This window comes from Paraflavitalea devenefica, from assembly GCF_011759375.1.
GTDB lineage: Bacteria > Bacteroidota > Bacteroidia > Chitinophagales > Chitinophagaceae > Paraflavitalea > Paraflavitalea devenefica.
Genome location: NZ_JAARML010000001.1, coordinates 1,827,359 through 1,847,329, shown reverse-complemented (window position 1 = coordinate 1,847,329; position 19,971 = coordinate 1,827,359). Strand labels below are relative to the sequence as shown.

Annotated in this window: 20 protein-coding genes; 2 read left to right on the top strand and 18 right to left on the bottom strand. The window is 47.6% G+C overall.

Annotated features, from left to right (window positions below; all coding sequences use genetic code 11):
- The first annotated feature begins 4 nt into the window (after window positions 1-4).
- Window positions 5-568 (top strand): MerR family transcriptional regulator, encoded by a 564-nt coding sequence (locus HB364_RS32895; protein ID WP_208419868.1) that lies wholly within the window; start codon window positions 5-7, stop codon window positions 566-568.
- An 84-nt stretch (window positions 569-652) separates the two neighbouring features.
- On the opposite strand, the gene HB364_RS07565 is transcribed toward HB364_RS32895, so the two are convergent.
- The 7 genes from HB364_RS07565 to rsfS form a co-directional block, all read right to left on the bottom strand.
- Window positions 653-1,747 carry a mechanosensitive ion channel family protein gene (locus tag HB364_RS07565; RefSeq protein WP_167287251.1) on the bottom strand — a complete coding sequence of 365 codons (1,095 nt, stop codon included), beginning with the start codon at window positions 1,745-1,747 and terminating at the stop codon, window positions 653-655.
- Window positions 1,748-1,815: 68 nt separating this feature from the next.
- The gene (locus tag HB364_RS07560) at window positions 1,816-2,661 is read right to left on the bottom strand and encodes a hypothetical protein (RefSeq protein WP_167287250.1); all 846 of its coding nucleotides are present in this window, start codon (window positions 2,659-2,661) and stop codon (window positions 1,816-1,818) included.
- A gap of 1 nt (window position 2,662) precedes the next feature.
- Window positions 2,663-3,460 carry a UDP-2,3-diacylglucosamine diphosphatase gene (locus HB364_RS07555; protein WP_167287249.1) on the bottom strand — a complete coding sequence of 266 codons (798 nt, stop codon included), beginning with the start codon at window positions 3,458-3,460 and terminating at the stop codon, window positions 2,663-2,665.
- A gap of 23 nt (window positions 3,461-3,483) precedes the next feature.
- Window positions 3,484-3,921 (bottom strand): gamma-glutamylcyclotransferase family protein, encoded by a 438-nt coding sequence (locus HB364_RS07550; protein WP_167287248.1) that lies wholly within the window; start codon window positions 3,919-3,921, stop codon window positions 3,484-3,486.
- A 103-nt stretch (window positions 3,922-4,024) separates the two neighbouring features.
- A complete protein-coding gene (locus HB364_RS07545) occupies window positions 4,025-4,660 on the bottom strand; it encodes a LutC/YkgG family protein (protein WP_167287247.1) in 636 nt (211 codons plus the stop codon).
- Window positions 4,661-4,669: 9 nt separating this feature from the next.
- Window positions 4,670-6,742 carry an ATP-dependent zinc metalloprotease FtsH gene (gene ftsH / locus HB364_RS07540; RefSeq protein ID WP_167287246.1) on the bottom strand — a complete coding sequence of 691 codons (2,073 nt, stop codon included), beginning with the start codon at window positions 6,740-6,742 and terminating at the stop codon, window positions 4,670-4,672.
- A gap of 132 nt (window positions 6,743-6,874) precedes the next feature.
- Window positions 6,875-7,264 (bottom strand): ribosome silencing factor, encoded by a 390-nt coding sequence (gene rsfS, locus HB364_RS07535; protein ID WP_246228353.1) that lies wholly within the window; start codon window positions 7,262-7,264, stop codon window positions 6,875-6,877.
- A 196-nt stretch (window positions 7,265-7,460) separates the two neighbouring features.
- Here rsfS and HB364_RS07530 point away from each other — a divergent pair, with 196 nt between their 5' ends.
- Window positions 7,461-8,207, top strand: a complete 747-nt coding sequence (locus tag HB364_RS07530; RefSeq protein ID WP_246228351.1) for a biotin--[acetyl-CoA-carboxylase] ligase — start codon at window positions 7,461-7,463, stop codon at window positions 8,205-8,207.
- Here the strand turns inward: HB364_RS07530 and HB364_RS07525 are convergent.
- The 11 genes from HB364_RS07525 to bcp form a co-directional block, all read right to left on the bottom strand.
- A complete protein-coding gene (locus HB364_RS07525; RefSeq protein WP_167287244.1) occupies window positions 8,204-9,097 on the bottom strand; it encodes a DUF5777 family beta-barrel protein in 894 nt (297 codons plus the stop codon). The genes HB364_RS07530 and HB364_RS07525 overlap by 4 nt on opposite strands.
- Window positions 9,098-9,121: 24 nt before the next feature.
- Window positions 9,122-9,682 carry a YceI family protein gene (locus HB364_RS07520; protein WP_167287243.1) on the bottom strand — a complete coding sequence of 187 codons (561 nt, stop codon included), beginning with the start codon at window positions 9,680-9,682 and terminating at the stop codon, window positions 9,122-9,124.
- 36 nt (window positions 9,683-9,718) lie between these two features.
- Window positions 9,719-10,168 carry an OB-fold protein gene (locus HB364_RS07515; RefSeq protein ID WP_167287242.1) on the bottom strand — a complete coding sequence of 150 codons (450 nt, stop codon included), beginning with the start codon at window positions 10,166-10,168 and terminating at the stop codon, window positions 9,719-9,721.
- A gap of 3 nt (window positions 10,169-10,171) precedes the next feature.
- Window positions 10,172-10,522, bottom strand: coding sequence for a c-type cytochrome (locus HB364_RS07510; protein ID WP_167287241.1), 351 nt, complete (start codon window positions 10,520-10,522; stop codon window positions 10,172-10,174).
- Between the two features lie 243 nt (window positions 10,523-10,765).
- Window positions 10,766-12,487, bottom strand: coding sequence for a tetratricopeptide repeat protein (locus HB364_RS07505; RefSeq protein ID WP_167287240.1), 1,722 nt, complete (start codon window positions 12,485-12,487; stop codon window positions 10,766-10,768).
- On the bottom strand, window positions 12,477-13,388 hold the full coding sequence (locus HB364_RS07500; protein WP_167287239.1) for an alpha/beta fold hydrolase: 912 nt from the start codon (window positions 13,386-13,388) through the stop codon (window positions 12,477-12,479). The genes HB364_RS07505 and HB364_RS07500 overlap by 11 nt, the downstream gene beginning before the upstream one ends.
- Before the next feature lie 116 nt (window positions 13,389-13,504).
- Window positions 13,505-14,152, bottom strand: a complete 648-nt coding sequence (locus HB364_RS07495) for a response regulator (protein ID WP_167287238.1) — start codon at window positions 14,150-14,152, stop codon at window positions 13,505-13,507.
- A gap of 67 nt (window positions 14,153-14,219) precedes the next feature.
- Window positions 14,220-17,312 (bottom strand): ligand-binding sensor domain-containing protein, encoded by a 3,093-nt coding sequence (locus HB364_RS07490; RefSeq protein ID WP_167287237.1) that lies wholly within the window; start codon window positions 17,310-17,312, stop codon window positions 14,220-14,222.
- Window positions 17,313-17,511: 199 nt separating this feature from the next.
- Window positions 17,512-18,294, bottom strand: a complete 783-nt coding sequence (locus HB364_RS07485) for a hypothetical protein (RefSeq protein ID WP_167287236.1) — start codon at window positions 18,292-18,294, stop codon at window positions 17,512-17,514.
- Window positions 18,295-18,500: 206 nt separating this feature from the next.
- On the bottom strand, window positions 18,501-19,298 hold the full coding sequence (locus tag HB364_RS07480) for a hypothetical protein (RefSeq protein WP_167287235.1): 798 nt from the start codon (window positions 19,296-19,298) through the stop codon (window positions 18,501-18,503).
- Between the two features lie 199 nt (window positions 19,299-19,497).
- Entirely contained in the window at window positions 19,498-19,962 is a 465-nt protein-coding gene (bcp, locus tag HB364_RS07475; protein WP_167287234.1) for a thioredoxin-dependent thiol peroxidase, read from the bottom strand.
- Between the last annotated feature and the right edge of the window lie 9 nt (window positions 19,963-19,971).

Sequence of the window (19,971 nt, the reverse complement as noted above, 5' to 3'; positions counted from 1 at the left end):
AACTATGGATTCAAAAAACCTCTCCCAAATAACCTTTGATTTTTCCGAAGCTCAGGCACAGGAAAATGCCTCTGTAGGCATAAGGGTAAAGTCCCTGAAGCCGGTGGTTGAGCCGCCTAAGGAAGAGCCGCCTGCCGAAAAGGCCGTTACCACTACGGCTAAGCCGGTTGTCAAAAAATCTACGCGTGGCCGTAAATCCCTCAAAGCACTGGATGCAGAAGCCGACCTGGTCAATATTCCCGTGGACGAGGTACTCTTCCAACGGCAGTATTATGCCATTGGTGAAGTAGCCGAAATGTTTGGGGTGAACCAGTCATTACTCCGCTTTTGGGAAAACGAGTTTGATATCATTCAACCGCGTAAGAACCGCAAGGGCGACCGCCATTTCAGGCCTATAGACATCAAAAACCTGGAACTGATCTATGACCTGCTGCGCCGCCGCAAGCTCACCATTGAAGGCGCCAAAGCCTTCCTGAAGAAGAATAAGCAGGGACGGGAAAGCTTTGAAATGATACAATCACTGCAAAAGGTAAAAGAGTTCTTATTAGAGATAAAAGCGTCTTTGTAGAAGCCGCGAGCTTTGAGCTGCGAACTAAACCCGCAAAGCAGCATTCCGGCTCGTAGTTCGTTGCCCACAGCTCGTAGCTGTTTTTCATCCTTCTTTGGTAATCACCACGCCTGCTTCTTTCGAAGCCAGTTTAATGTTCATATCTCTGAGCAAGCCAATCAGCAACAGGTTGATCTCCTGCCGGAGGGCATTGAAATCGGCAACAGGGATGGTAGCCGTAAAGAACTCTACATTTACCAGGTAGGTATCCTTAACAATATCAGACAGAAATACAGTATAATTTTCTACTACATTATTCCGCACTTGAAAAAGCTGCTGTACACGCAGTATCAACTGATTGATGGCTTCATGGGAGGTATCACTGCTCAGCTCCAGTTGTACAAAGGCCCGCCGCTGCGTACGTAGCGTAAGGTTATCCATAATACTGTCTACCATCTGCTTATTGGGCATCGTTACAAAAGTCTTCTGGTCGGTGCGTATACGGGTACTGCGTAAACCGATCTTTTCCACGGTACCGGTAATCGTTTGCACCTTAACCAGGTCGCCCACCATAAAGGGTTTATCAAAAAAGATAATAAAAGAGGCAATCAGGTTTTCCAGGCTTTCCCGGGTAGCCAGTGCGATGGCCGCACCACCGATACTTAATGCGGTGATCAGGTTGGTAATGGGATAACGAAAAGCCAGTTTCAATACCATCAGCACGCCCAGGATCACCAGCAGCGCCTTAAAGAAATCCTTGAAGAAAACTACCAGTTGATTGTCCGTCTGGTCGGGCGTAAGATCTGCTTTCTGTTGCAGGATCATAGCCACAAAATCTATGATGCGTAACAGGAGCCAGATAAAAGTGAGGATCAGTACAATGATCGCGACACCATCAATCAGGTCATGTACGTGTATCTTGTAAATATTTACATTCAGCCGTTTGGGGAAATTGAGCTTGTCCAGGGAAATGATTACTACCAGCAGGAGCAGGAATGTTTCCAGCGGCGAAACCACCAGGTTCACAAACGATTTCTTATCAACACCACGGGCCAACCGGTGCACAATCCTGTACAGGAGGCCGGCAATATAGCGGGAAAGGTAGCGCTTGAACAGGACAGCTAACAGTATAGAACCGCTCACCAGCAAATAACTCCGGATCGTATTCTCCAGAAAAACTCCATCCAAAAATTTGTCCATGCTGCAAATTTAAATAAATCGGCATGCACTATAACAGCTACTTTGATAAGACTTGTTAAAAGTAATAATCAACGGTAAGAATATACTTCCAGTTGGTGATCGCGCAGCAGGTATAAGTTACCGGGAATGATCTTTATCTTCCGGGCTTGCTGCATAGTTGCCGGTATGCGGTATTGCTGCAGGTTCAACGTGCCGGGTTCATACCGGTATAACATACCAGCATCCCTTCCAAAAATAGTATTATTAATAACGGAGAAATCGGTCCAGCCGGTAAACCGGATGCGGTTCTTAAAGGCACCATAATAATCAAACAGGTATACACCTTTGGAGGAATCGTAGAGGTATAACTGTTTGTTCTGATCTACTATAAAAGACGGTGAAGGAACAGAGTCAAAGAGCAGGCGGAAGTCGGTAGACTGATCAATAATACGTCCATCTTCTCCTACCCTTTTCAGCTTGCTTTCCAGTTCATCAAATGCCCAGATATTGTTGTCATACGCCTGGCCGATGGATTTCACCTGGAACAATTGCAGCTTGCGCAAATCCAGTGTAGACCTGGTATTCAGGAACCTGTCAAGCGTTACTACCGTACCAAAATCCTTGAAGTACAGCAATACCTTTAAAGGGTTGGTAACATCTATAAAATGCACCTTCCCATATTGCCGTACGTTATTAAATACAGCAATGGAATCACCGGCAGGGCTCATCTTTTTCAATTGGCCTGCCTGACTAAGTACATATATATTGCCCAGATTGTCTACCGTGAAGTCTGTAAACTCACCGGCAATCTTTCGCTGGAGAATAAAAAAAGTATCGCCCTGGTTCGTGTCCCCACGAACCAGGGCGCTTTGCGCAACACCCGTAAGGTATCCGCCTCCCAACAGGCACAGTAATATGGTAATGCGTAAGAACATTTTATTTGGCAGCCTGGCCCCTGATGATCTTATTTTCCCCTTCGGGGTATCTTGACTGCATCGTTAACTGCGCTCCATCAAATACCGCATAGGTATAATAACGTATCCAGTCGCCCAGGTTGATATACCGGCTATCATTGTTTAGTGTAAAGTCAATAGGCAGGTGCCGGTGTCCGAAAATAAGGTATTTATAATGTTTCTTTTGCAATACCTCCTTGCAGTAAATAATGAGCCACTCCCCTTCTTCGCCAAAGAACTTTTCATCGGTTTGCCCGGTCATCGCTCTGCTGCGGCGGCTCAGGTAATTGGCCAGTCCCATTCCCATATAGGGCGGCAGGATACCAAACAGCCAACGGCATACCGGGTTCCTGAATACTTTCTTGATGAACTTATAACCATGGTCGCCGGGCCCGAGGCCATCACCATGCCCTACCAGGAATGATTGCCCGTTGAACTCAAATTCCTTCGGCTCAAAATAGACCGGGATGTTCAGTTCCTGCTGGAAATAATCGGTCATCCACATATCATGGTTACCCACAAAGAAATGCACCGGTATACCGGCATCCGTGATCTCGGCCAGCTTACCCAGCAGGCGTACATAGCCTTTGGGTACCACCATCCGGTATTCGTACCAGAAATCGAACATATCCCCTACGATAAAAACAACAGCAGCATCCTGCTTTATTTCTTCGAGAAAAGTTACAATACGTTTTTCCCGTATTAAGCTGGCAGCCGCATCCGGCGCACCAAGATGAAAATCGGAGAGAAAATATACTTTTTTACCAGCGGGTATATTCATTAGCTAAACCTGTAAGGTTGTAATTAAAAGAAGCCTGACGATCTTTTCTCATCACGGTACTGCAGTACACTGCCGGAGGCAATAAATGGCTTGCCCGCCACATCCTGGTTGTACCAATAGATCCAGGCAAGGGTATCTCTGTCATTCACCACTACGTTTACTGGTTCCCTTCTGTACAAAGACGTTTCACCGGCTTCGGGAAAGATACCTTCATAATCGTCCAGTTGACAAAAAGCCCAGTCAAACTCTTCTTTATTGTTCAACTGGTACAATTCACCGCTGATCCAGGCATCCTCATTCACGGGAACGGCTGCCGGGTATTCACCCATGTCAAACAGTTTGCCTTTTACTTTGGCAGGCCCGATCAGTGTAAAATAACGGCTTATATAAGCGTAGGCAGGATGGTGAAACCCGCTGAGCAGGGAGCCGTATACAAAGAGTTGATATATTTCAGTGGACATTTGTGTTTCAGTTATCTGTAAAGATACGGAAGACAGCTTCGACAAAGTTTATCCCGTTTCACGGGACTCAGGGACTCAGCCTGACACTACTTACTGATATTGATTACTGATCCACCAGGAATACGTACACTTCTTTGGGACCATGCACGCCTACCACCAGCGTTTTTTCAATATCGGCTGTGCGGCTGGGACCAGTAGCAAAAGTGATCAGGGAAGGAAGATTGGCGCCATACTTTTCTTTTGCCTGTTGCAGGCCATCTTTAAGTTCATACACCAACTGACTGGCATAAGCAATGCAGATATGTACAGGTGCATAAACGCTTACTGTACGACCGCTTTGTTGCCCGGCGCTCATGACAATAGAGCCTGTTCTGGCGATCAGCCATTCACAGGAAGTAATGGCGGCATCACAACTGGCTACATCAGGATGGGTAAACTGGTTAAAGCCGCTGGCTGCCAGGTCTGTTCTCAATACATCTTCCCGGCAATAGATCTTATCCCATTTATTGTGGGCAATTACCTGTTGCAACTGTGCAGCCAGCTCCTGCCGGTTGAGGCAGAAAACAAACTTACCCTGAAGTTTGGAGAACTGTTCGGCAAACTGTACTTCCAGTTCCTGTTGGGAGGGCTGGAATACAGAACTGTTGCCTTCACTTTGCGGAAAAGGAAGAGGCGTTGATTGTGTCAACGCCTTCCGTATTTTCTTAAGAATACTTTCTCTTGCAGGAGAAATGTTCATTAGTTATAATTATGAAGTAGCAGGATGATTGGTCACATTGCTGTCGTAGGGCGGCACGCCTTCACTGATCGTACCTCCTTCTGCTCCGTGACCCGGATTACCGTCCACATCCAGCAATTTCTTTTCACCATAAGGACGTTTGCCGATCAATGCTTCCACATCGCTCTGGAACAATACTTCTTTGTCCAGTAATGCTTCTGCCAGTTTCTCTACCTGTCCTTTCTTTTCTACCAGCAGTTCTTTGGTCTTTATGTAAGCATCTTCAATCAGCTTTCTCACTTCATCATCTATCAGACGTGAAGTTTCTTCTGAATAAGGCTTCGTGAAAGAGTTCTCTGCCGCGGGGTCGTAAAAGCTTACGTTACCTACTTTTTCATTCATACCGTATACGGTAATCATGGAATAAGCAATGCGGGTAACCTGTTGCAGATCATTCTGAGCACCGGTAGATATCTTGCCAAAGAAGATATCTTCGCTGGCGCGACCACCCAGTGTCATACAGATCTGGTCGGTCAACTGGTCTGTATTGTACAGGTATTGTTCTTTCGGTGTGTATTGTGCATAACCCAGCGCTGCTACTCCTCTCGGTACGATCGTCACTTTCAGCAGGGGATACGCATGTTCCAGGTACCATCCGCAAATAGCGTGGCCGGCTTCGTGGTAGGCAATGATCCTTTTCTCATCGGGAGAAATGATCTTGTTCTTCTTTTCCAGGCCACCGATCACCCTGTCTACCGCATCCTGGAAATCTTCCATTTCCACAGATTGTTTGCCTTTACGGGCAGCGATCAGGGCAGCTTCATTACAGATGTTGGCAATATCAGCGCCCGCGAATCCGGGGGTCTGTTCTGCCAGTTTATGAATATCTACTTTTTCAGATATTTTGATTGGCTTCAGGTGCACTTTAAAAATGTGCTCACGGCCTTTCAGATCGGGCTTGTCAATAGAGATCTGGCGGTCGAAACGGCCGGGACGTAACAGCGCAGAGTCCAATACATCCGGACGATTGGTGGCAGCCAGTACAATGATGCCGCTCTCGCCGCTAAAACCATCCATTTCCACCAGCAACTGGTTGAGGGTGCTCTCGCGCTCGTCATTGCTCATGATGGCATTTTTACCACGGGCGCGGCCAATGGCGTCAATTTCATCAATGAAAATGATACAGGGCGCTTTTTCACGGGCCTGCTTGAAGAGGTCTCTTACCCGGCTGGCGCCTACCCCTACAAAGAGCTCCACGAAATCGGAACCACTCATAGAGAAGAAAGGAACCTGCGCTTCACCGGCCATGGCTTTGGCCAGCAGGGTTTTACCGGTACCCGGAGGGCCTACCAGCAGGGCGCCCTTGGGTATTTTACCACCCAGCGCGGTATATTTCTTGGGATTCTTTAAGAAGTCTACGATCTCCATCACCTCTACCTTGGCTTCATCGAGGCCGGCCACATCGGAGAAAGTGATGTTCACCTTGGTGCCTTTATCGAACAAAGTAGCTCTTGACTTACCGATGTTGAAGATGCCGCCGGGGCCACTGCCGCCGCCTGCACCACCACCCATCTTGCGCATGAGCATTACCCAGATGAGGATAATTACTACCAGCGGGAGCAGGAACTGGATAATGGAAGTGAACCATTCTCCTTCCTGGGCGGGCTTATTGGGCACTTCTTTTACTTCCGGATGGGCTTTATACCATTCATTCAGCTCTTTCTTGAATTCTTCGGCCTTGATAACACGGAACTCAAAGTGGGGGCCTTTTTCAGATACACCCGGCCATTTTTTAGATAGCTGGTCTTTGTATTTCTGATAACCTCCCTTGGTGAGGGTGATCCGGATAAGGTTCTTATTAGTGATCGTGGTAAGCTTATCGATATCTCCTTTTTCCAGCATCTGGTAAAACTCCAGTTCATCAATTTCCTTGGCATCAGGGGCAAAAGAACCGAATAACTGAAAGGCTACCAGAACGGCAAAGATGATCGCCCATACCCAGTAGATATTGAATTTTGGGCCTTTACGCTGGCCATTGTCATCCCCCCGTGGGCGCAGGCGGGGAAAACCGCGTTCGTTCTGTCTTGACTCGTCCTGTGACATATTGTACTTACTTCAGCTTGTTTTTCTAATTAAGGATTATAGCAATGAAATTGTTCGAAAAAACCTGTTGAAATGGCAGATTTGGAACAGTTCCCGGTACACAATATCAAACATCCGGCCTTAAGAATCAAATTATTTATGTTCTTCGGCTTCGGCGTCGCTCCACATTTCCTCCAGTTTATAGAATTTGCGGGTTTCCGGCAGCATGACATGCACCACGACATTAACGTAATCCACCAGTACCCATTGCGCACCCTGGTGACCTTCATGGTGATACGGTGTTTCTTTGGTAGCATCCTGCACGTGTTGCTCCACAAAATCGGCAATGGCCTTTACCTGGGTAGTGCTGCCCGCTTCACAGACAATGAAAAAATCAGCAATAGCTTCGGGAATTTTCCGGAGATCAAGCGATGTGATATGACTACCTTTTTTCTCCTGGATAGCGTGGATGATAGCTTTGAAAATCTTTGAGTTTTTGGTTAACCTGGCTACACTATTTCGTTTACGACGGGTAGCTAACATTGACAATTGTTCCAATAATCAAAACGTTTTAAATGGTCAAATTGATATGCCCAACAGCGGATAGCGCTTGCTTATCAGGACCCTGTATATACCGTCCATTTCGCCTGCTATGCTCATCTCCCATATATAACAGCATAGATAGCTTAAACGTTCAACAGGAATATCTATTTTCGTACAATCCAAAAATAGTAATCTTTTGCCATATCCCGCTATCGGCCAACGGCTTATTATATTACCGACAATAGACAGCACCAACAACTATGCCATGGGGCAGGCCACTGCCGGTAAGGCTGAACACGGTACCGTGTATTTTGCCCTGGAACAGACGGCTGGCCGCGGTCAGCGCGGAAAAAGCTGGCTTACCACCCCGGGTGAAAACATCATGATAAGCGTGGTAATCCGGCCGCAACCCCTGAAAACCAGTCAGCAGTTCCTCCTTTCAGCAGCTATCGCCCTCGCTTGTTATGATTTCTTTAAAAATTATGCCGGGGAGGAAACCTGCATCAAATGGCCCAATGATATCTATTGGCGTGACAGAAAGGCAGGAGGGATATTGATTGAATCGAGGATCGGAAGTCAGCAGTCAGACTGGCTCTTCGCCATCGCCGGTATGGGCATCAACATTAATCAGACAGAGTTTGCGCCCGGGGCGCTCAGACCCGTTTCCCTCAAGCAGATCACCGGTAAAACATACAATATCAATACATTGGCCCAGGAACTGTGCGAATGCCTCGAAAACCGTTACCAGGCCATTCACAATCCCGCCCAGCTATTGACAGATTACCACCAGGCGCTGTACAAGCTGGACCAGTCTGTAAAGCTCAAAAAAGGTAATAGCGTTTTTGAAACCACCATCAAAGGGGTGACCCCCGATGGAAGGCTTATAACCCGGGATACCCTGGAGCGTTATTTCGAAGTAGGAGAAGTGGAATGGGTTATTTAATCTTTCTTCTTTTTAATGGTAAACACCCTCGACAGGTTGAACCCGAACCTGATCTCACCTTTCCAGAAATCATCCGTAGTGGTAGTCAGGAAAGCTTTTTCATTCATGCCGGAGGCATTGGTGAAATGCAACTGGAATACGTGACCGCCGGTCTCTATATCAAAGCCCATGGCCAGCGGATCTTTGGTACCCGGCTGCCGGCCAGACAGAACAGGCGTATAATCCACTACAAAGGCTGTCCGTTTGGATAGCTTTATCCTGCCGCCCAGGCCCAATGCCCAGGTATTATTCTCATCATCGGTGTCCGGCACCAGATTACGATGCAGGAAAATAGGGTTTACCTGTAAGCTCAATGCTTCACTGAACTTGCGGCCTATAATGATCTCCTGGTAAAAAGCAAGGCGGTGCTTGAAACCATACACCTCTTTGGGTTCGGGAAAATCCTGCGTCTTCAATGACATACCGGATATCAATACCACTGAGAAAGGAACACCGCCGGGGCCTTTGGATTGCCATACAGGACGGTATTTGATAAACCCGTCCAGTTCCTTGTTCAGGTTACTCCGGCCAACACCAATAGTAAGGCTTTTACCCAATCCATAATCAAAGCCAAAACGCATATTGGCCTGGTCAAGACCAAAGAGGTCTTTCAATCCGTTTTTCACCGTTCCAAAGCGGTGCAGGATGCGCACATCCAATACACCCTTACCAATAAATTCCATGGAATGGGAATGGATCACCCGGGATGACTTAAAAGCATTCTTTACATATTCTTTCTTCGCGGAATCAGGACCCACCTCTTTCAGTAAGTCCTGATCCTGGGCATGGATTGTTTTAGCAGAGAGCAATACAGCAAGCCCCATTAAACAACCACTTATTATTTTTTTCATAAACAGTATTGTTAAAAAGAGAAATCAATTTTTTAAAGGTTCCAGCGCACAGTCAACTGTTATGGTAACTGTATTAGAAATATTTTCCTTTACTACGGCTGGTATTTTGATATTATAATCCGATAGCAGGATATTAAAATCAGCATTCAGTTGCGGCTTGCCGCTCTTCACCGTGATCTTTCCCGGCACTTCTACTTCCTTACTTACGCCATGTATGGTAAGGGTTCCCTTTACTTTGGCATTATATGACCCATCCTGGGCATAATTCACCTCACTGTTATTTGTTACCTGCCCTTTAAAATCTGCCTTGGGATACTTATCACTTTCCACATAATTCTCATTGAAATGTTCCTGCATCAGGGCTTTGGCAAACTCAAACCCTTTCATCAGCACGGCAAACTGTACAGCCCCGCTTTTGGAGTCCACTACAGCAGTAATGCCTTTGTGCTTTGCGGTGATGGTTTCAATATTCCCTTTTGATACAAAAGATATCTTACCATTCTTGGTAAAAAATTTATCCTGTGCAGTAACCAGTACAGATAATAATACCCATACACTGGTCAGTCCAATAACCCGCTTTTTCATTCCTGTGCTATTTTGTAATATGTTGAAATTGACTTACTACTCTCCTCCTATCACACACCTGTTCAGTTCCACATCAGAGCCCAGCAGGCCGGTATCATCTTTTTTAAACCCGGTGATAGCGCCTTTAATAGTAACCTGGTTGCCACGTTTAAAACCGGCGCCGGTAGCAGCGTGCGCACTATCCAGCAGGCACCTCACAGAAGACGACAGCTCCATGGTATCACCCAACACTACCGTACAATCGCCATCCACATTATCCACGGCTTTCACCATCCCCTGTACAGCCAGTATTTTATTGCGGTACTTATTATAAGCCACTGAATCATTGGCCAAAAACTCATTCACCAATGCAGTGGCCTGCACCGTATAATCAGGCGCTACAGTAGCCAGGTCCTTATTGGTACGGTTGTATTCACGGTATACATAAATAGCTACCGCAGCAAGCACCAGCAGGATGCTGATAATAATTGCCTGTTTCTTTGACATGTATTAATTATTGGGTGTTCCTGAATCTACCCAGCACCTGATCTTCCTGATGTCTGCGGCAGGGAGGGGCGCGGCATTCCTCGGCATAAAGCCGCTGACAACAGCATTTTTTATCCGTGTGCCGGCATTTGAAATCTCGTTATAAGTGGTTAACTGCCCCGGGCCGTTGGTAGAGCCTACTCCATGACATCCCTGGCAATTGGCCTGGATGATGGGCAATACATCATTAACAAAACTGGCATTAACACCTGTACAATCACCTCCTGCGGGATTTAACAGTTCATCCTTATCATTGGTACAACCAATGAACACCGCCAGGCATACTGATAAGGTGAAAAAAACTTTTTTCATCATATTACAACTTATTTCCTGTGACTATTCTTACGGATAATTATCAGGGAGGGTTGCCTCCCATAAAAAATCCCTGTCCTGGAAAGGACAGGGAACCAAACCCTTAGAACTAATGATAACCCACAGGAGAAATTCCTTTCTGCAAGGATTCAGATACCTGATTCTCCCGGGTCTATGTATTATTACGTTGATTCCCCATTACAGGTTTCTTTAACGCTGAAAGAGTCCGGATAGCGCCCTGGCGGTTTAATATTTTCTGGAAGAAGTGATCGTTATATCGGCCCATTGCCAGGCCTTGTCAAACCGCTGTTTAACAGCCGCCGCTTCGTCCGGTTTATTTTGTCCTGTCAGGCTATTGAACAATCCCATCAAAGCCCAGCCATTCTCCGGCAGGTTAACCAGGTCTTCCCGGTACACCCTTTCAGCCTCCGCAAATTGCCTGGCCTGCAGCAACACATTGCCCAAAGTATGACGCACGGGGAAGAACCAATCCGGCGGCTCCTGGTAGTTGAGTTTATCTTCTATTACAATCGCCTTCTTCAATACGGCCACGGCCTTATCATATTGTTGTACATAACCCAATATTTCCCCTTCCAGCGTGAAAGCAGCGATCGTGATCAGGTCCAGTGCGCTGTTCGTTTCCCATATCAAATGAGGCCGCAGGGATTCATCTGCTGCATACGCCTGCAAAGTTTTCAGCTCCTGTTGCGCTGCTGCCAGGTTACCCTTTGCGGTCAATGCCATGCCACGTGCATAATGCCAGATGGCGCGCGGATATTTCAGGGATTCACCGGGAACAGGCAGCGCCAGTATATCATCCCATTTACCCAGGTGCACCAATACATAGTAAGGAATAATATAATAGTGTTGCACGGTACCAGACTGGGCAAGGTATTTTCTGTCGGCATTACGCGATACGCCCCAGGCAGCTTCTATCGCTTTCTTACTATTGCCTTCCAGGAAGGCGCAGGCAGCCAGGAAATGTATATTATGCGGGTACAACAACAAAGGGTAGGCGCCTTCCGCCTTGCATTGATTAATGTAACTGCTGTCTGACAGTCGTGCTTTTTCAGTAGCTATCACCCCATCATGGTAATTCCCTGTGCGGATATAAATATGCGCCGGCATATGTACCAGGTGGCCGGCGGCGGGCAGCATATTCAGCAACTTACGGGCCGCAGGGATGCCTCTGCTGGCCGTGCGCGAAGCTTCCACAGCATGGATATAAAGATGAAGCGCTCCTGCATGATTGGGAAATGCGGTCATTGTCTTTTCCAGTAACTGCTCAATAGCAGGTGTCCAGGGTTGTGGGGTACCGTCTTTCTGGTACAAATTCCAGGGATGCTCATTCATCAGCGCATCCGCATACAGCACAGCAATCTCTGCATCACCCGGGAACTGTTCATAGGCCTGCTTCATGGCGGCAGCATAAGCAGCATTATAAGGCGCCATATCTGTTACCGGTTCCGTTGGAAAACGTTTTACCAGCGCGGCAATCAATGCCTGCTCCCTGGCAGTGGTGTTTACACTATACTTCCTGGCGTTGGTCATCGCTTTATTAATATCCCCCAGGCTGGCAGGGTTCAGGGCTGCATTATAGTTAGGGCCCAATACCATGCCCATCCCCCACCAGGCCATCGCACAGTCGGCGTCCAGTTGGATGGCCTGCATAAAGGAACGTCCTGCTTCACCATGATTGAAGGCATAGAGCAAAGTAAGCCCCTGGTTAAAATATTGCTGCGCCAGCTTTGAGCGGGTAGTAATGCGATAATGCAGATTGCCCAGGCCCTTGATCAAAGGCGCTTTGCCTCCCTTCAGTTTCTCCGGATCAAAAGAGGGGGAGCAAAAAATTACACGGCTCCCCTTATCCCATCCCGGGGTGGGGGATGGCGCTGTATCAAATGCTACCAATATAATCACTACCGATAATACGCTGATGGCAATGCCAACGATAAAATTACTTTTCATAACGGTTTCTACTTTGATGGTTAAGTTGCCTGGCAAAGATTACCAGGTCTGCTGTAAATCTTGCCGGCGCTTCCCAGTGCACAGCATGGCCAATGCCTGTATACACCACTAATTGCGACCTGCTCAGTGCGTTGGCTAGTACATCCTGGTCCTGCCGGGGTGAGAACAGGTCCTTATCACCCCATACGATCAGGACCGGCTTGGTATACGCTTTCAGCAGCGGCACATAATTCACTTTGAACAGCGGGTCTGCTACCGATTTCCAAACACGGGCCGGCACCTTCAGGCTTTCCTGTATCATCGTTTGCAGAAAGGCAGGCGGGATGGGATTGCCCAGGGTGCTTTGCTGGAATTCGGCGGCAAACTTCTCCTCAATAGGATCATTCAGCGTATCCAGCACCTGACCAAAACCCTGTATCGTTTCATTGCTGTTGAAATCGGCAAACGTGCCTATCAATACAATACCCATTGTTTTGGAAGGATGATCAATAGCAAAACGTTGCGCAACTATGGAACCCATGGAATGTCCCACAACAAGAGCGGCTTTGATCTTTTTCGCTTCGAGGAAAGCGGCTACATCCGCTGCAAAATCCTTTGGATCATAACCGGCCAGCGGTTTCTCCGCGTCTCCATGCCCTCTTTGCGATAAAGCAAAGGCATGCAAAGTAGCCGGCAGGTGGGGCAATACCAGTTCATACGAATGCCAGGAATCCGTAAATCCGTGCAGGAAAATAACGGGGGTGCCCGATGGGTTGCCCTGCTCTACATATTGCAGGTTTACACCGGTAGATAATTGAATAGACTGAACAGCAGGTGTGGCAATATCATTTTGTGCAGGCTGTGCGAATAGGCCGGCCCCTGTCAGCAATAATCCTATGAAGGATAACACTTGTTTACTCATGGCTTATAAAATTGTGATTGAAACGATGCGGATTGAAGACACAAAATTGCTTCGTCCGCGTGAACTGTACAATCACCAAAATGAGTAGGATAACCAACCGGATATGGGGAGAAGGTTTAAACGATCCTTTGATTGATCGCTTTGGCCACTGCTTCGGTAAGAGAAGCTACATGCAGTTTCTCATAGATCTTTTTTACGTGGCTGCGTACCGTTTCATAGCTGATGCTTAACCGGTCGGCAATCATCTTATAACTGAGCCCTTCCACAATGCAGGCCAGTACTTCTTTTTCACGGGGCGTAAGGTGATAGTCCGGCGCTTCTTCCGGCTTAATATGCTGCGGGATCTGTTGCAGTTTTCCCAGCACCTTACGGGCAATGGAGGGCGACATGGGCGAACCGCCATACTGCAATTCCATGATCGCTTCCACCAGCTTCGTGTTCAGGTGATTCTTAAGAATATAACCTGAAGCACCGGCGCAGATAGAATCAAATACACGGTCATCATCTTCAAAAACCGTTTGCATCAATACCTGGATATGGGGAAACGCTTTCCGGATAGCTGTAACGGCCTCAATGCCCGTCATGCCGGGCATCTCTATATCCATCAGCACGATATCAGGCTTACAGTCCCGCACATCTTCCACACAGTCCAGGACATGCGAGAAAGAGCCTACTACTTCAAAGGAAGGCACTGTTTTCAACAACATGGTAATGCTTTCACGGATATTCTTATTATCGTCAAATATTGCGATGCGCAGGTTCATATAAATGTATTACTCAAATTTCGCACTTTTGCCGTTACCCCGCAATCCCCACATTCGGTGATGGAACCTATCCTGCAGGAAACCGCAAATGGACCTTAGTCCCTTCACCGGGTTTGCTGCTGATCGTCCATACCCCCTTCATCTCCGCAGCGCGCATCTCCATATTGCGCAAGCCATTGCCCGACAGCGACTGGGAAGCATAGATCTGCACCTTCTCCAGGTCAAAACCCGCGCCGTCATCCTTCACTTCCAGGTCTATATGGTGGTGTCGCAGGCTGATCTTTACCCACAGGTTCTTACATTGCGCATATTTTAATGCGTTATTTACCGCCTCTTTAAAGATCAGGTAAAAATTCTTACGACGGGTCATTTCCAGGTTCACCTGCTTAATGCCAGGATCTACTTCAAAATGAAAAGTGATCTCTTTGGAGGCCAGCAGGGGTCTGGCAAAAGATTCCATCCGCTGCAGGATGGTCTCCATATTATCATGCCGGGGATTAATGGCCCACACAATATCATTCATTTCCGAGATCATCTCGCCCGAAGTATCGCTGATCTTCTCCAGTGTTTGCTGCAGATCGCCCTGCCGCTCCTGCTCATGGTAGATCCTGGCCACCTGGCTATACACGGAAATACTACTCAGGGTAGACCCTACATTGTCATGCAGGTCCTGCGCTATCTTATTGCGGATGGCCTGTTGCTTCAACAACTGATCAATGCGGTAACGGTAAATGGCATAAATAATAAGACCGGTTACCAGGGCGCAAAGTCCATAAAACCACCAACGTTGCCAGAAGGGAGGCACAATCGTAATATGGATGGTAGCCACTTTTTCATGCCATAGGCCGGCATTATTGGTAGCCCTCACCTTCAGTACATAGTCCTTTGCTTCCAGGTTCGAGAACTCCTGCGCAACATTGGTACCGATATCTATCCAGGCCTTGTCCCTTCCCTCCAGGATATAGGAATAACGGATATAATGTCCGGCAGAAAAATAAGGCGCCGCAAAAGCTACTGTAAAATAGTTCTGGTCATATTGCAGTACGATCCTGTCTTTCAGCAACAGATCACTGAACGACTCGTTGAATATCTTAAAATCAGTGAAGAATACCTGTGGCAGGTCATGCGCCTCCTTCACAGCAGGCGGATTAAAAGCGATAAAATAATTGGTGCCTGCCACATACAAATTGCCCTTGCTGTCTTTAAAAATAGCGCCTTTCACTCCACCCACCTTCTCAATATCCGGCAATTCAAAGGAAGTATAAGACTTCCGCAGCGGGTCATACTTATGCAGGTTGCCATTGCTGATCATCCACACATTACCACGCGCATCCACGGCTATTCCTTCCAGCAGGTTATTGGACGTGGGAATATGGGTAAACTGCCGGTTGGTCCTGTTATAATAATTCAATCCGCCGCCATAAGTACTTACCCACAAATTGCCGGCAGCATCTTCCAGCATATCATACACATTATTATTGCTGATGCTGCCAGTCGTGGCCGGGTCATTATTAAAAAACTGCAGCGCCGCTTCGTCTTTCCTGGGCCGCGTACCCAGCCCCCTGGTAACGGAAGTAGTCCAGAACTGGCCATCCCGCGTTTTGTACACCTTCCGTATCAGGTTATTATTATCCCCCAGCTTAAGATGGTTGATCACATCCTTTACAGGATCATGCCGGCTTATCCATCGTTGTTCCACCAGGTCATAATAAGCAAGAAAATGCCCATAGGGGGCCGTCATCAATACGGGATGCCCATCTACTGTATCCCTGACAATAGACACAACCCTCGATTCTATGATCTTATTCATCACCCGGTCCTGCTCTGTATTGGGCAGCAGGCTTACCTGCAAAGTATTGGGGTTACACCGGAATAAGGAATAATCGGTTCCCAGGTACAACGTGCCGTCCACATCTTCAAAGAACCTGGTCACCCGCAGGCGGTTACCCTTATATAGTACCGGGTGAAAAGTAAGATCATGACTACCCGCCTGTCTCTTATAAATACCCTCACTGGTGCCAATCCATAACTGACCATCACGCTCATAAAAATCATAGATCGTAATATTGGTCGTATTAACCCCTTTAACAGGCGGCAGGAAAGTTTGCTCAAACTGCTGCAGCATGGGATGATGTATACAGATCCCATTATTGGTAGCCACCCATACTACGCCATTCTTATCGGTATACAGACTATTGATCCGGTTATCGGAAATAGTGCCTTCGCGGGCAGGGTCGTACTTATAATTATAAAAGCGACCGGTTTTCTTATCATAAATATGCAAACCGCCATACCGGCCGCCCATCCATATACGGCCACGGGCATCCGCAGTAAAGCAACTGATCTCATCATTCTTAAAAGAATACGGATCGTCTGTCTGCCGGAATACCTTTTCTTCCCCGGTTACAGTCGAACGGCAGTACAATACCTTATCCCAGGAGCCAAACCATAGCTGCTGTTCATTATCTGCAAACAGGGAAGTGATCACTGCATGCGGCAGCTTGGCATACAGGTCCTTATAGGCCGGTTCTGTTTCATATTGCAGGTTGCGTGGGTTCATCTTCAGCATGCCGCCGCCAACCCTGCCCACCCACAATATCCCGGCATGGTCCAGCTCCACATCCAGCGCCGTCATCGTACCATGCTTCACAGGCTCTATGAACTGTTCTCGCACACGGTCAAAACGCAGCAGGGCCACCCCGCTGGTGGCTATCCATAAATAGCCCTGCCGGTCGAGCTGCAGCTTATTCAGCATATTGACGGGAATAGAATTACTGTCTCCCGGCGAATGCCGGTATTGTTTGAACTGCAGCCGCCTGGATTGCCTGTAATCATACCGGCTCAGTCCGCCATCTGCGGTAGCGATCCACAATACGCCCTGTTCGTCCTCCAGGATATCATTGATAATATTGCCGGAAATAGTGGTGCTGTCGCCGGGCTTATGCTGGAATACCACGAAATTATGGCCGTCATAGCGGTTCAGCCCGTCATTGGTGCCAAACCACATAAAACCACGCTGATCACGGATAATACAATTCACCTTACTGTGAGAAAGGCCATTCTGTATGGTCAGCCTGTCAAAATACAGGGAGGATACCTGCGCCGGCACGGAAAACCAGCATAGTATAATAAAGAGCGGTAACAACAACTTTTGACACATAGACTGCATGAATTGAGCCAGCGGGCCAACACCTTAAAAGTACTGAAAGACGGTCAAACTGGTCGGCCCGGCATAAAAGCAAAATACCGCCGGATGCAGTTTACATGCCGGCGGCTCGATAAAAACCCCTACCTGAAAAGCCTTTATTTCGTTGGATTAGTTTACACACTGCGATTTACCCTGCCTGGTTTTCACCCTCCTACTTCTTCACGGGCTCATCATAAATGAAATCATCGAGGATCACCAGGTCGGCAGTACCCCCGTCGCTCACATCTTTACCGCCGGCTGCCAGTGTTCCCTGGTGGCCTACCCGTATAGATGTCACCTTTGCTTCTTTGAAATACACACCCAGGAAAGAAAAACTGCTTCCGCCACTGCGGGCAGGAGCGAAGAATTTACCCAGGCTCTTGTCCTCATTGAAAAATTCCATGAAAGTGGAGTTGGCCGCGTCTACATCCGAAAACACGATACCAAACCCTCTCACCGTGGCAGCAAGGGGCTGGCCCGGCACTTCAGGCTTTATAGGCCAGAGACCATTGCTGATATTGGCAAAGGTTTTATTGCCGCTGAAAGCAGCAAACTCCCCGCCGGTAGTATTATTCACCTCAATAAAATTGGTAGCGCTCACCCTGAACTCACCGGTCCCCGGCTCATACGTGAGGCCGCGCTGAAGGCTCGCAGGTACATTATTGCCCGGTGTATTGAAGAAATTATTGGACATGGACTTGCCTACCAGGCTATCCGGCACCGCATCCCAGTTTATTTCCCGGTAACCGCCTACAGCGCCGGGCGTAGTATTCAACGTACCTCCCAGCAGGGTGCGGAACTTATCCAGGTCGTCCTGGATATTGCCTGAGCCGCTCACCACTACCAGCTTCTCCTCGTCTTTATCTTTCTTACAGGCTGTCAGCAGCAGGCTGACTGCTACTACAGCAGCCAATAACCGGCTCCAATGGCCGGATGAATGTTTCTTGTGTTTCATGCTATACTTAACTTTTGCGGCTACAAATGTCCTTCCAATAACTTCCCTTAAAAATCCCCATACATGGGAAATGGTATCCCCACTTGTGGGGATATAAAAAATCCCCCCCGGCAAACGGGAGGGAGCACTCACTGGGAATTAATCACCCAAAACCTACGCTAAACTGTTTTATGTCAGGCTGAGCCTGTCGAAGCCTTTAATTTTAATTAATTCTGGGCCAGGGGTTCTGAATAGAAAAAGTCATCCATCACCACCAGGTCCTTTGTACCACCGGCGCTCACATCCTTGGTACCGGCAGCCAGTACGCCATTACCCATAATAATCCTTACGGCAGTCACCTTTTCATTCGGGAAAAATACCCCCAGGAAAGAATGGCCATTGGCATCGGTGCGGGCAGGCGCTTTGAACTTGCCCAGGCTTTTATTGCCGCTGTAAAACTCGAGGGAAGTACTGTTGGCATCATCCACATCAGAAAACACAACGCCAAATCCTTTTACAAAAGCATTGGTATTGGTGCCCGGCACTTTGAAAAAGACTTCATTGGTAGTGCCATTGGCATGGGCAAAAAGCCTTTTGCCACTGAATGCCTTGAACTCATTGGCATAGGATGCATCTATTTCCGAATAGCTGGTACTGTCTATGCGAAATACAATACCGGTATTGGCATATTCCAATCCTCTCTTACGGCCGGCAGGACCTGCAGCATCCTTATTATTAAAGAAATCAAAAGGAAAAGTATTGTTGTGATTATTGGCAGGAGGAACGCCTTCCCAATTGATCTCCCGGCGGCCGGAAGTTTTGCCCGGTGTGGTATTGAGCGAATCGCCCAGCAGACCCCTGAACTGCGCAAGGGCATCGGTGAGGTTGCCGGAAGCGCTTACTACTGTAGACTGGGGCGTGTTGGGTGGTGGCGGTGTGTTATAATCATCGTCATCATCCTTGCTGCAGCTCACTACCAGTGTAGCCGCCAATAATAGTGCGGGGAATAATTTAAACTGTTTCATTGCTTAATAAGATTTACGTGGTTTGATAATGTGATTGTTTTGGGCCCTGGTTCGTGTCCCTGGTTCGTGTCCTCACGAACCAGTCATTCACGAGCCAATGACGATGCAAAAATGCATTGTACACGAAGCCTGTACAATCGCCGAAGGTGGGAGTGCAGTAACTGAAAGTGGGGAGGGGCTAATACCTAAAAGCTAACAGCTATTTCTTCCAGGCAGCAATGATCTCTTCTGCATGTTGCTTATTCGTTGGGCGCAGGAATATCTTGCGGATGATGCCTTTCTCGTCTAATACGAAAGTAGTGCGCAGGATGCCCATATACTTACGGCCATACAATTGCTTTTCATCCCACACACCATACTTATCAATAATCTTGTGTCCGGGATCGGCCAGTAAGGTAAAAGGTAAATTATATTTGGCTTCAAACTTCTTGTGCTTCTTTTCCTCATCCGGACTAACACCCAACACTTCAAACCCTTCTTTTTTCAACAGTCCGTAATTATCGCGCAGGTTACAGGCCTGAACCGTACAGGTAGGGGTATCATCTTCGGGATAGAAATACAACACCACTTTCTTTCCTTTATAATCGGCCAATGAAACGGTATTACCATTCTGGTCTATGCCTTTAAATGCCGGCGCTTTATCGCCTTCCTGTAGTGTAACCATTATAAGTTG